Source organism: Pseudomonas sp. CP4, from assembly GCF_047758505.1.
GTDB lineage: Bacteria > Pseudomonadota > Gammaproteobacteria > Pseudomonadales > Pseudomonadaceae > Aquipseudomonas > Aquipseudomonas fluorescens_AO.
Genome location: NZ_CP180489.1, coordinates 4,962,416 through 4,974,277, shown reverse-complemented (window position 1 = coordinate 4,974,277; position 11,862 = coordinate 4,962,416). Strand labels below are relative to the sequence as shown.

General features: G+C 59.2%; 9 protein-coding genes, 4 tRNA genes and 1 pseudogene. 5 read left to right on the top strand and 9 right to left on the bottom strand.

Annotated features, from left to right (window positions below; all coding sequences use genetic code 11):
- Positions 1 to 205: 205 nt before the first annotated feature.
- Positions 206 to 1,204: a LysR family transcriptional regulator gene (locus ACMYUN_RS22395; RefSeq protein ID WP_039764152.1), complete on the bottom strand. Its 999-nt coding sequence runs from the start codon at positions 1,202 to 1,204 to the stop codon at positions 206 to 208.
- An 89-nt stretch (positions 1,205 to 1,293) separates the two neighbouring features.
- On the opposite strand from ACMYUN_RS22395, the gene ACMYUN_RS22390 reads away from it, so the two are divergent.
- From ACMYUN_RS22390 to ACMYUN_RS22375, 4 genes are all read left to right on the top strand, one after another.
- The gene (locus ACMYUN_RS22390; protein ID WP_039764153.1) at positions 1,294 to 1,920 is read left to right on the top strand and encodes a serine-tRNA(Ala) deacylase AlaX; all 627 of its coding nucleotides are present in this window, start codon (positions 1,294 to 1,296) and stop codon (positions 1,918 to 1,920) included.
- 90 nt (positions 1,921 to 2,010) lie between these two features.
- Complete coding sequence (locus ACMYUN_RS22385) at positions 2,011 to 2,781, top strand: 2OG-Fe(II) oxygenase (RefSeq protein WP_076563824.1); 771 nt, start codon at positions 2,011 to 2,013, stop codon at positions 2,779 to 2,781.
- Between the two features lies 1 nt (position 2,782).
- Positions 2,783 to 3,421 (top strand): LysE family translocator, encoded by a 639-nt coding sequence (locus ACMYUN_RS22380; RefSeq protein ID WP_415761795.1) that lies wholly within the window; start codon positions 2,783 to 2,785, stop codon positions 3,419 to 3,421.
- A 185-nt stretch (positions 3,422 to 3,606) separates the two neighbouring features.
- Positions 3,607 to 5,346 (top strand): dipeptidase, encoded by a 1,740-nt coding sequence (locus tag ACMYUN_RS22375; RefSeq protein WP_415761794.1) that lies wholly within the window; start codon positions 3,607 to 3,609, stop codon positions 5,344 to 5,346.
- Between the two features lie 136 nt (positions 5,347 to 5,482).
- Here ACMYUN_RS22375 and ACMYUN_RS22370 read toward each other — a convergent pair.
- From ACMYUN_RS22370 to ACMYUN_RS22355, 4 genes are all read right to left on the bottom strand, one after another.
- Positions 5,483 to 5,558: transfer RNA gene (locus ACMYUN_RS22370), tRNA-Gly, on the bottom strand.
- Positions 5,559 to 5,561: 3 nt separating this feature from the next.
- A tRNA-Glu gene (locus tag ACMYUN_RS22365) sits at positions 5,562 to 5,637 on the bottom strand.
- A gap of 104 nt (positions 5,638 to 5,741) precedes the next feature.
- Positions 5,742 to 5,817 (bottom strand) — tRNA-Gly (locus ACMYUN_RS22360).
- Between the two features lie 2 nt (positions 5,818 to 5,819).
- Positions 5,820 to 5,895 (bottom strand) — tRNA-Glu (locus ACMYUN_RS22355).
- Positions 5,896 to 6,278: 383 nt separating this feature from the next.
- Between ACMYUN_RS22355 and ACMYUN_RS22350 the strand changes: the two genes are divergently transcribed.
- Positions 6,279 to 7,037, top strand: coding sequence for a hypothetical protein (locus ACMYUN_RS22350; protein WP_039764159.1), 759 nt, complete (start codon positions 6,279 to 6,281; stop codon positions 7,035 to 7,037).
- 255 nt (positions 7,038 to 7,292) lie between these two features.
- Here the strand turns inward: ACMYUN_RS22350 and ACMYUN_RS22345 are convergent, their stop codons facing one another.
- The 4 genes and pseudogenes from ACMYUN_RS22345 to ACMYUN_RS22330 all read right to left on the bottom strand — a co-directional run bounded on the left by ACMYUN_RS22345 (position 7,293) and on the right by ACMYUN_RS22330 (position 11,721).
- A complete protein-coding gene (locus tag ACMYUN_RS22345; protein ID WP_415763996.1) occupies positions 7,293 to 7,997 on the bottom strand; it encodes a methyl-accepting chemotaxis protein in 705 nt (234 codons plus the stop codon).
- A 204-nt stretch (positions 7,998 to 8,201) separates the two neighbouring features.
- Positions 8,202 to 8,378, bottom strand: a pseudogene (locus ACMYUN_RS22340) (HAMP domain-containing protein); the annotation flags it as partial.
- 990 nt (positions 8,379 to 9,368) lie between these two features.
- On the bottom strand, positions 9,369 to 10,769 hold the full coding sequence (locus ACMYUN_RS22335; RefSeq protein WP_039764163.1) for a PLP-dependent aminotransferase family protein: 1,401 nt from the start codon (positions 10,767 to 10,769) through the stop codon (positions 9,369 to 9,371).
- A 190-nt stretch (positions 10,770 to 10,959) separates the two neighbouring features.
- Positions 10,960 to 11,721, bottom strand: coding sequence for an SDR family oxidoreductase (locus ACMYUN_RS22330; protein WP_039764164.1), 762 nt, complete (start codon positions 11,719 to 11,721; stop codon positions 10,960 to 10,962).
- Between the last annotated feature and the right edge of the window lie 141 nt (positions 11,722 to 11,862).

Below are 11,862 nucleotides of genomic sequence, written 5' to 3'. Positions count from 1 at the left end.
TGCGCCCGGATCAGTCCCGCAGCGAAGGAACCCGAGCCTGCGAGGGCCGAACGCAGGAGCTAGCGTTTTGGTTACTTTTTGGCGTCTGAAAAAGTGACTCGCCGTAAGGGCGAAACCGCCAGAAGCAACAACCGAAGCAACGGATATTCACCCAAACCACCAGAGCCTGGTCGGCCCAAAGGCCGCCAAGCCCCCCCAAAAAACCTCAAAGCAACCCCTCACTCTCCGGCAGCTCATACGCCACAGCCAAATTGCCCCCGCCCACCGACTTCCCGGGCCTACCCAACGTCGGCTCCTTCTGCAAACACTCCACCAGATAATCAATAAACACCCGCAACTTCGGCGGCAAATACCGCGTCGGCGAATGCAGCAACCACAACCCACCATGATAGGAAGCCAGAAACGTCCAGTCCGGCAGCACCTGCACAATCAACTTCTGCTCCAACGCGTAACGCGCCGTGAAATACGGCAGACTGCCAATCCCGATGTGCTGCAACACCGCCCCCAACCGCACCCCCGTGTGATTGGCGGCATAGCGCCCACGCACACCGACCGTGACCGCCTTGCTGCCCTTCTTGAATTTCCAGCGCGCATCGCTCGGCGTTTCGCCCAGATAAATACAACTGTGATTGAGCAAATCGTGAGGATGCGTCGGCGTGCCGTGTTCGGCCAGGTATTGCGGCGTGGCGCAAAGCAAATGATCGATGGTCAGCAACTGCCGCCCGACCAGACCGGCCGGTGGACGATCAGTGATGCGAATCGCCAGATCGACATGATCATCGATCAAGTCGACCTGCCGATCTTCCAGCAACAACTCGACGTCGACCTTGGGATAGCGGCGCAGAAACTCCGGCATGTGCGGATGAATCACAAAGCGCCCCACCGCTTTCGGCACGCTGACCCGTACCAGACCTTCGGCTTCGTGGGTGAACTGGCCGCTGATTTCCATCACCGATCTGGCCGCGCTGACCATTTCCTGGCAACGCTTGAACACCTCCTCACCGCCATCGCTCAAGCGCAGTTTGCGCGTGGTGCGTTGCAGCAAGCGCGTGGCCAACGCCTTTTCCAAGCGGGAAATACTGCGACTGACCGCCGAGGGTGAGGAACCCATCTGCCGCGCCGCTTCAGAGAAGCTGCCGGTCTCGACAACCTTGACGAAAATCGCCATTTCACCCAGCAGCGGCAGCGGAAGATTGATGCTCACGACGCACAAGTCCTTTGATGTTCGAACGGATTATCACGTTATTGCACGATTCATATAATAAAAACAGAACTTCGATCAGGGCATGGAATATGACGCTTCGCCTGTTTTTTCACAGTGATGACCTCAAGGCGAATGTCGAAGTCCTCGACTGCACACCCCACGAGAACGAATTCGCCATAGTGCTGCGCGCGACCCTGTTTCACCCCCAGGGCGGCGGTCAGCCTTGCGACACCGGCTGGATTGGTGAAAGCCGGGTGTCGCGAGTCGTGCAGGAAGCGGAGCGCATTGTGCATTTCGTCGACCGCCCGCTGCCGCTGGGCATGACCGCTATCCGCATCGATGAAGAGCGCCGCCGCTTCAACACACGCATGCACTCGGCCGGGCACCTGATCGGTCATTTCATTCAGGCCATGGGCTGGATGCCGATCAAGGCACACCACTGGCCGGACGAAGGCCGGGTGCAATTCAAACCGGGCGATGGCGCAGAAGAAGTCGATGCACCCATCGTGCAAACCGGCATCGAGCAGTGGATCGAGCACGATCTGCCGCGCCTGACCTCGCTGCGCGAGGGCGCGCGGGAAATCAGTTTTGGTGAACTGCCAGCCTATGGCTGCGGTGGCACCCACGTACGCAGCCTGAAGGATCTGGGCACAGTCACGATCGCGTCGCTTTCGCAGAAGAAAGGCACGCTGTCCGTCCACTACAGCGTGGATTGAGCATTTCGGACGTTGCCATCGCGCAGCGTCCGACGCCGGGGAACCGCACTCGCCGGTTCCGTTGACTATCGATAGATGGACCTAAAACAAATGATGCTAGACGTCGAGCGTCTCGATGAGACGTGCATAAAAAAACTGGCCAACGAAGAAGTCCTCGCCATCCGCGTCAAACGCTTTCTCCCCGAGCCGCTGGCGATCGAAATTGGCGACAAGATCCTCGCCCCGGGCTTTGAGGGCTACATCAACGCACCGAGCATCGGCCGCATCGGCATGGCCTTCTACGAGGCGGAAAACCAGCCGCTGCTGATCGAGGATTACTTCGAACGCGCCACCCGCAACATCGCCGAACTGCGCCAGCGCTGCGCGCCCTACTCCTCGCCGATCGACACCCTGCGCTGCATGCTCGACGAATCCTGGCCCGCCGGCGCACATCTGGAAAACCTCTACGGGCGCAAGATGTATGTCGGCTTGTCGCGAGTGGTCAAACCCGGCGTGTGCTTTCTTGCTCATCACGACATCTTCGCCAAAGACGCCCCGGACAGTTTTCAGGCGCGCAGCCTCGAGGCGCAATTTGCCTGCAACGTCTACCTGAACATGCCCACCGAGGGTGGCGCCTTGCAGATGTGGAATGACCACATCACCCCGGATCAATTCGACGAAATGCGCGGCGACAGTTATGGCATCGAGCCGTCCCTGCTGGGGCCGCCCGCCCTCGAAGTACGACCGCAGCCCGGCGATTTCATCATGTTCAATTCGCGGCGCATGCACTCGGTAACCCCGGGCGTGGCCGACCCGCGTTTGAGCCTGTCGTTCTTTGTCGGCTATCGCGGCAACGCTTCCCCTCTGACTTTCTGGAGCTGACATGCTTTCCAATTACCTGGGCGAGTTTCTCGCATTGGCCACCATCCACTTTCTCGCCGTGGTAGCACCCGGCCCGGACTTCGCCGTGACCATCCGCCAAAGCGTGAGCTTCGGCCGGCTCGTCGGTATCTGCACTGCGCTGGGCATCGGCGCGGGGATTTCCGTGCACGTGCTGTATACCCTGCTCGGCGTCGGCGCCCTGATGCACACCACGCCGTGGCTGCTCACCGTCGCCAAAGTGGTCGGCGGGGCGTACATCCTCTATCTGGGCGTCAGCCTGATTCGCAGCAAACCGAAGAGCAGCGTCGAAGGCGAAAAAACCGCCGATGAGCCGCTGGTTGAACAGTCACTGTTCAAGGCATTCAGCACCGGTTTTCTCACCAATGCGACCAATCCCAAGGCCACGCTGTTTTTCCTGGCAATTTTCACCACGATCATCAGCGCCAGCACGCCGCTGCAGATTCAGGCGCTCTATGGACTGTGGATGTGCTTCGTCAACGCGTTGTGGTTCGTCATCGTCGCGCTGTTTTTCTCCAGCAACAAAGTGCGCCTGCTGTTCATGCGCCTCGGACACTGGTTCGAGCGCAGCATGGGCGTCATCCTGATTCTGTTTGCCGGACGCCTGATGCTGTCGATGTAGGCCCCATAAAAAGTCCCGGCGCAGCTGCCGGGACAGTTTCATTTGTGCGTCTCTTTTGCATTTCTGTGCGACAGATCAAGTTTGAGACTCCCTCTCCCAGCGCTCGCAGTGTTAGGTTTACAAAATGTTTCCGTCGCAAGCGTCAGAAATAACTTCCCAATCCTTTGCAAAGGAATGCCTGTTCCATGGTCTTTTCCCTGAAAAAACTGGCCGCTGCCACGCTCGTCATGGCCAGCCTCACCGCGTTTACCAGCGCCGCACAAGCAAACATCACTGCCGAGCAAAGCGCAGCGATCCTGAAATCCTTCGACGGCAAGAGCTTGACGGATTTCCGCAGCTTCCTTGGCAGCCTGGCGAAAAGCGATCTGGCCAAGACGGATAAACTCAACCCGTCCATCAGCGCCTTCCTCGACAACAAGACCTTGAACGACGAGCAGCAGAACGAAATTCACCGCCTGCTCGGCATTTACACCCGAGTGAAATACGGCAAGGCCGCGCTGGAAACCCTGCGCCAACTCGTTGAAATTCCAACCTTCCGCAAGGATGGCGTGGAGCAACACGACAACCCGGAATTCATCAAGATTGCCGGCGAGATCCAGAAACTCGCCGAATCCTTCGGTTTGAAATTCCGCAATATCGATAACCGCGTCTACGAAATCTCTCTGGACGGCAAAGGCGACGAAGTCGTTGGCATTCATGCCCACGCCGATGTGGTGCCGGTGACGCCGGAAAACTGGGTGTTGAAAGATGGCACCAAACTCGACCCGTTCAAAGTCACGCTGATTGGCGATCGCATGTACGGTCGCGGCACCGAGGATGACAAGAACGCTATCGTCGTCGCGCTGTACGCCATGAAAGTGATCAAGGACGAGAAGCTGCCTCTGGCGCGCAACTTCAAACTGCTGGTCGACACCACCGAAGAAACCAGCGGCGACGCTATTCCTTATTACTTCGAGCGCAACCCGACGCCAACCTACAACATGGCGCTGGACGGCGGTTATCCCGTGGTAATCGCCGAAAAAGGTTACGGCACTGTCATGGCCAGCTTTGCCAAACGCAAAGGTGAAGGCAACGGTGCGGAAATCGTTTCGATGACTGGCGGCAAAGCGACCAACCAGATCCCATCAGCTTCGGTGGTCACGCTGGTAACCGACAAGCCAGCCGAGCTCGCCACCAGTCTGCAAAAAGCCGGCGACGCTTATGCCAAGGCCAACGGCGGCGATTTTGAAGTCGCGGCAAAGGTTGATGGCGAAGACGTCAAACTGACCGTGACGGGAGTTTCTGCGCACTCCTCCGAACCAGAGTCCGGCGTCAACCCGGTCGCGCGGATGCTGAGCTTCATCAACAGCCTGGACGGCAAAGTCGCGCTCAAGCACAACCAGTTCACCGACGCCGCACGTTATGCCGATGAAAACTGGGGCCTGGATTATCTGGGCAAAAAACTTGGCGTGGGCTTCTCCGACTCGTTCATGGGTCCGCTGACCACCTCGCTGACCTACGTCGGCGAAGATGACAAAGCCTTCAAGCTGGCGGTAAACCTGCGCGTACCGAAGGGCAAGTCCCCGGAAAAGCTCAAGGCTGAGATCGCTGAGAAGCTGGATGCCTGGAGCAAGAAGACTCATGTTGCCGTGGCGTTCGATTACTCCGTGGCTGAACCGATGTATCGCAACCCCGAGGGTGAGTGGGTCAAGGCGCTGCTTGCCGTGGCCAGCGAAAACCTAGGCATGAAGTCGGAATTCGGTACTTCCGCTGGCGCGACGTCGGTTCACGAGTTGCCGAACGGCGTGCAATTCGGCCTGGCGCGACCTGAAGCCAAATACACCGGCCACACCGATGGCGAGTTCAAGACCGTCGACCAGTTCCTGCTGGATCTGCAGATCGTCACGGAAATGATGGGCCGTGTCGGGCAATTGCCGAAGCTGTAAAGCTCTGCCTGAGCCCGATCATTGATAACCGGGCTCAAAATAAAAAAGGACCTGTGAAAAGGTCCTTTTTTATGGCCGCCACAAAATGCGCACAAACAAAAACGCCGATCATCACTGATCGGCGTTTTTGTGAAATTGGAGCGGGAAACGAGACTCGAACTCGCGACCCCGACCTTGGCAAGGTCGTGCTCTACCAACTGAGCTATTCCCGCAAATGGCGTCCCCTAGGGGACTCGAACCCCTGTTACCGCCGTGAAAGGGCGGTGTCCTAGGCCACTAGACGAAGGGGACACGCTACCCGGAACACATGGTGTGTGTTTCGGTGTCCAGATCCGCATCCGAAGACTTGGTTCTGGTTTCACTCAGCACCGCCCGAAAGCGCTGCTGTTTAAAATTGGAGCGGGAAACGAGACTCGAACTCGCGACCCCGACCTTGGCAAGGTCGTGCTCTACCAACTGAGCTATTCCCGCATTGGCGTCCCCTAGGGGACTCGAACCCCTGTTACCGCCGTGAAAGGGCGGTGTCCTAGGCCACTAGACGAAGGGGACACACTACAACATTCACTCCCTGCCGCGTTTCGCTGTGTGCTTTACGCTGCAAGTGGCGCGCATTCTATGGATGGATTGAGGGGTCGTCAACCCCCTGATATAAATTTATTTAAATCAATGACTTCGACCTGGATTACGGGCCGCGTAGGGCTTTTCCGTCGTCCGAAACCTGACGCCTATATTCCGCCACTCGCCAAGACGTTATAGTCACCGCACAGTGATGGCAATCTGCACATCCAGCGCCAGCATTCATCTATACAGCCGGCGGCCGATACAGATTGCAGCAGCCGATCAAACCCGTCGAGCGGCGCTAGGCGCCTAAATGCCCAGCCACTACACTCGCATGCGAACCCTATAAAGAGGTCTTACCGGTGACACCACTCATGATCACCCTGCTAGTCGTAGCCGGGATCGCAATTCTGATCGCCATTGGCTACATGAACCATGTGGTGGAAAACAACAAACTGGAGAAGGCCCGCACCAAAGTCGAACTCAACGACCGCCTGCGCCGCTGCGGCGAACTGACCGAAACCTTCCCTGGCCAGTTCATGACCCCAGCGCTCAAGCTGCTGCTGACCCGCCTGGAACTCAACGTCTGCCAGCGCCTGCTCAATCTGGAAAAGACCAGCGCAACCACCAAGGCCCGCATCACCGAACTCAGCGCACTTGTAGCCCAGGGCGAATCGATCCCGGTGAACAACCCGCCCGCGCCGATCCTGACCGAGGCCAAAGCCAAAGACGTGCGCTTCCTTCTCGAAGCCTTGCACGGCCAGATCACCCGCGCCGCACACGACGGCTTCCTGCCACCGAACGAAGCCAAGCAATGGATTCGCGAAGTGCGCCACATCCTCGTGCTGCTGCACATCGAATTCTTCAACAACCTCGGCCAACAGTCCCTGCAACAAAACCAACCCGGCCAGGCCCGCCTCGCCTTCGAACGCGGCGTGCAATATCTGCGCAAGCAGCAGGACCCGCAGATGTATGCCGAGCAACTGCAATACCTGGAAAAACTCCTCGCCCGAGCCAACGCCCAGGTCATGGACAAGATTGCCCCGGTGGAAGGTGAAGAAAACCAACTGACCGCCGGTTTGAAGGATGTCGAAGCGGATGCGGACTGGAAGAAGAAAGTGATTTACGACTGAGTCGGGGATGCTGGTAAAGAAGCCACCTTCATGGGTGGCTTTTTTGTGGGTGACTTGAAAGAGAACGTGAATTGAAGACCGCTTTCGCGAGCAGGCTCGCTCCCACATTGGGAAGCAGTGTTCTCAGGTAAAAATCGGTCGGCTGGCAGGCCGCCTTCGGTGGCAAGCCAGCTCCCACAGGACAGCAAAAGCAAAACCGGGCCATACCCACGCGGCGAAGCCGAGAACCTGGTCGGCCCAAAGGCCGCCAAGGGCTCAAAGCCGAAAATGCCCGACCATCGAGCGCAACTCCCCACCCAACTGCGCCAGCTCAACACTCGAAGCCGCATTCCCGCGCATGGCCACGGAAGAGTGATCCGCACTCGCACGAATCTGCGTAACACTGCGATTGATCTCCTCCGCCACCGAACTCTGCTCCTCCGCCGCCGCGGCAATCTGCTGATTCATCTGCTGAATCAACGACACCGCCGCCGCAATACTCCCCAACGCACTCTCGGTCTGCAACGCATCGCTGACCGCCAGCTTCACCAGCTCGCCACTGCTGCGAATCTGCTGCACCGACGACTGCGCCGCCGCGCGCAGGGCACTGACCAGGCGCTCGATCTCCTCGGTCGATTGCTGCGTACGCCGTGCCAGTGCACGCACTTCATCAGCCACCACCGCAAATCCCCTGCCCTGCTCGCCAGCCCGCGCCGCTTCGATCGCCGCGTTCAGGGCCAGCAGATTGGTCTGCTCGGCCACGCTCTTGATCACCTCCAGCACCGTGCCGATATTCTGAATCTCGGCACTGAGGCTTTCGATGCTGGAACTGGCCGAGGTCGCCGAGTCCGCCAACTGCTCGATCCGCGCCATGCTCTGGCGCACCACCTGCTGGCCGCTCTCGACTTTGTCATCCGCCGTCTGCGCCGCCAGCGCCGCTTCTTCGGCATTGCGCGCGACGTCATGTACCGTGGCGGTCATCTGGTTCATGGCCGTGGCGACCTGCTCGGTTTCCTCCTTCTGGCTGTTGACCTCCAGATTGGTCTGCTCGGTCACCGCCGACAGCGATTGTGCGGAGCCGGCCAGTCGCTCGATACCGGCCTGCAAGCCACTGACAATCGTGCCCAGGCCAGCAGCCATCTGCTGCATCGCCAACATCAGCTGCCCCATTTCATCGCGGCGCGTCACCTCGACCTTCGCCGTCAGGTCACCCGCAGCAATCTGCTGCGCCACGCGAATCACACTGCGCAGCGGCGCAACGATCAGACGCGTGATCACCCACGCAGCGAGCAATCCGACCAACAAGGCCAGGGCGGAAGAGCCAATGATCAACACCGTGTTCTTTTTCAGCTCCGCCTGCATCGCAGCATCTTCGGCGACATAGGCCTGATTGACCCGGTCCACCACTTGCGCCGCGCGCTGATGCAGTTGGTCATGAACCGTTTTTTCTTGCGCCAGCAAACCGGTGTATTCGGCGAGTTTTTCGTTGAATCCAGCGATATGTCCCGAGACTTCATTGAGCACGGTCAGATAGCCCTCGTCCTTGACCGTGGTTTTCAGCGCCTCGGCCTGCTCCTGTGCTTGCGCCGCCTGCTCGATGTTGCCTTGACCGGCATTGTCGGCATCGCCCTTGCGGCTCTGATCCAGACGCACGCGCGCTTCGTTCATCGCCTGCAACATCAGTCGCGAGACCTGACTGACCTGATTGGCCTGTTCGATGAACTGGGCGCCGTCCTTGCCCTCGGTGTCTTTCAATGTGTAGGCGCCATCATCGGCGAGCCCGGCCTGCAACACATCGAGGTTATTGGCCACGCTGGACACCGACCAACTGGCCATTTCCAACGCAAGAGCCTTGGCCTGACTCAGCGAGACAAACTCATCGAATGCCTTGCGATACGCGCCCAGCGCTTGCTCGACATCGTTCATCACCGGCACATTGGCCGGCGTTTGCGCCCTGAGCTCACCGGCGAGGACAACCAACCCATCGACGCCTTCACGCAAGGCATCGGCAGTTTTCGGATTGCCACGCAGCGCGTACTCCTGCTCGAGCAGGCGCACATTCAGCAACCCGCTGTTGAGCGCGGACATCTGCTTCAATCCGTCGAAACGCAGACTGATCGTTTGCAGGGACCAGACGCCAATCGCCGCGACCAGTGCAGTCAACAGCAAAACCAGCACAAATCCGATACCCAGTTTTTTCGCCATACCGAGGTTGGCAAAACGTCCTTGCACGGCCGAAATCATTGCGCGTAGTCCCCTGCCAAAGTCTGTTGCCGAAGATTCGCAACGGGCCCGAACCAGCACAAGTCTCGGGCGTCGGAATAATGGCAAAAAGCTACGCCCGCGTCGTTTTCAGAATGCTGGAGGTCGATCCGCGCAGGTATTGCGAAGAAACTGCCGGGCCCGTGGGTCACAGGCACAAGCCACATTGATGCGATGCCAATCGCCCGCCTCGCCGCTGGGACTGAAGGCATCTGCTGCCGATAACTCCAGCCCGCAATGCTGAGCCTGGCTGCGCACCAATGCTTGATCCTTCAATCGTGCCCGCGCCCAGATGAACAGTCCGCCAACCGGCTTGCCGAACACTTCCCACTCGGCATCTTCCAGGGCCTGCAAGGCCGCTGCGCGATCGGCATTCAAGCGCTGGCGCTGACGTTGTACCAGTTTGCGATAGGCGCCGGTCGCCATCAGCCTCGCCAGCACCGCCTCAGCCAGTCTCGAACAGCCCATGCCGCTGATCATCTTGACCTCGGCCAGGCGCGTCAGCAGGTGGCTGTCTGCCAGAACAAAGCCGACGCGCAACGAACTGCTCAGTGTCTTGGAAAAGCTGCCCACGTAAATGACCCGGCCCTCATGATCCAGCGCCGCCAGCCGCGTACCGTTGCCGGTGTGCAGGTCAGCGTAGACATCATCCTCAATCACCTGCAAATCGTAGCGCTTGCTCAACTGCACAATGCGCTGGGCCACGGCGGGCGTCAGGCAACTGCCGGTGGGATTGTGATGATGACTGCCGATGAACAGGGCGCCGGGACGAAACTGACGAAGTACCGATTCAAGCATTTCGACATCTGGCCCGTTCGATGTACGGCGCACTTCGAGCATCCGTATGCCGTGCATGCGCAAGAGGTCAAACAACGGTGCATGACCGGGCGTTTCCACCACCACACAATCGCCGGCCTTGAACAGGGTGCGGACAATCAGGTCCAGCGCATGACTGGCACCGCTGGTACTCATCAGCCGGCTGCTGCAGGCAGCAATATTCAGCACTTTGAGGCGCCTGACAATTTGCTCGCGCAGCGCTGGCAGGCCCAGCGGCGAGCTGTAATTGAACAGGCTGTCCATATCGGTGCGCGCGACCTCACGCAACGCGTAGCTGAGGTCGTCGGGCTCGCGCCAGCTCGACGGCAAGCTGCCCTGCCCCAGTTTCAAGCGACCGCTCGCAGCACTGATCTCACTGCACCAGGCATGGCGCCCCTCGAACCCGGCGAGTTCCGGATCTGCATCGCGCAGCGTCGGCGGCGCCGCAACGATAAAGCCGGAGCCCTGACGCGTGGTCAGGACACCCTGCGACACCAGGCGCTCGCAGGCCTCGACCACGCACGACTGGCTGAGCAGATTACCGCGGGCGATTTGCCGCACAGAGGGCAACCGCGTTGCAGGCGGGACGCCGCTTTGCACAATCCAGTCCGTCAGACCGTCGACAACCTGCTGCACGACCGGCACCATTGCCTGTCGGTCAATTCTCAGTTCCATGAGCTCGCAAACTCCTGTCCGTTTTGCTGACAGCAGTAAATCACAGCCGCGCCGTCGAAGCTGTGCGACAAACGCGTCAAATGCAGCTGTTCTAACTCTTTGATACACATTGTTTAACGGCATTCACGCCGCAGAGCGCGAGGCACAAAAAAACCCGCGCGAAGGCGGGTTCGTTGGATGAGGGCGAATGTCAAAACGCGGTCACACCGCCGTCCACCGCCAGAGAGTGCCCGGTTGTGAATGCCGCGCCATCGCTGCACAGATACAGCACAGCACTGGCGATTTCTTCGACCTTGCCGATGCGTCCGACCGGGTGCATGGCGTTGGCGAATTCGCCCTTCTTCGGGTCGGCTTCGTAGGCGCGGCGGAACATGTCTGTATCGATTACCGCCGGGCACACAGCGTTGACGCGGATTTTCTTCTTCGCGTATTCGATCGCTGCCGACTTGGTCAGGCCGATCACCGCATGTTTCGACGCCGCGTAGATGCTCATCTTCGGCGCTGCACCCAGCCCGGCCACCGACGCCGTGTTGACGATCGCACCACCGCCTTGGGCCAGCAGCAGCGGCAACTGATACTTCATGCACAGCCAGACGCCTTTGACGTTGACGCCCATGATCGCGTCGAACTCGTCCAAAGAACCGTCGGCGAGTTTGCCTTTCTCGATTTCGATCCCGGCGTTGTTGAAGGCGTAGTCGAGACGCCCGTAGGTAGTGATCACCTCATCCATCAGATTTTTTACATCGCTTTCCAGCGTCACATCGCAGCGCACGAAGGACGCTTCGCCACCGGCGGTACGAATCAGCGCCACCGTGCCTTCGCCTCCAGCCGCGTCAAGGTCAGCCACCACCACTTTCAGGCCTTCGGCGGCAAACGCCAGGGCTGTCGCGCGACCGATGCCGTAGGCGGCTCCCGTGATTACAACCACCTGACCGGAAAATGTCATGCTCATGGAGATGTCCTCGAATGCAAAAACTGGAGATGTTGCGTCGCAGCATAGCCAAGGGCGGCGAAAGCGCGTCAGCACTATGCAATCGCTGTTTACCGGCGCATGCGCTGCAGTGATGAAACCCGCCGCGTAACCATCACTGCA

What these genes read in the sequence shown, in the direction of transcription:
- ACMYUN_RS22345 (WP_415763996.1), bottom strand. Translation starts at nt 7,997, where the DNA reads ATGACCGCCACGGTACATGACGTCGCGCGCAATGCCGAAGAAGCGGCG.
- ACMYUN_RS22375 (WP_415761794.1), top strand. Translation starts at nt 3,607, where the DNA reads ATGGTCTTTTCCCTGAAAAAACTGGCCGCTGCCACGCTCGTCATGGCC.
- ACMYUN_RS22385 (WP_076563824.1), top strand. Translation starts at nt 2,011, where the DNA reads ATGATGCTAGACGTCGAGCGTCTCGATGAGACGTGCATAAAAAAACTG.
- ACMYUN_RS22380 (WP_415761795.1), top strand. Translation starts at nt 2,783, where the DNA reads ATGCTTTCCAATTACCTGGGCGAGTTTCTCGCATTGGCCACCATCCAC.
- ACMYUN_RS22335 (WP_039764163.1), bottom strand. Translation starts at nt 10,769, where the DNA reads ATGGAACTGAGAATTGACCGACAGGCAATGGTGCCGGTCGTGCAGCAG.
- ACMYUN_RS22390 (WP_039764153.1), top strand. Translation starts at nt 1,294, where the DNA reads ATGACGCTTCGCCTGTTTTTTCACAGTGATGACCTCAAGGCGAATGTC.
- ACMYUN_RS22330 (WP_039764164.1), bottom strand. Translation starts at nt 11,721, where the DNA reads ATGAGCATGACATTTTCCGGTCAGGTGGTTGTAATCACGGGAGCCGCC.
- ACMYUN_RS22350 (WP_039764159.1), top strand. Translation starts at nt 6,279, where the DNA reads ATGATCACCCTGCTAGTCGTAGCCGGGATCGCAATTCTGATCGCCATT.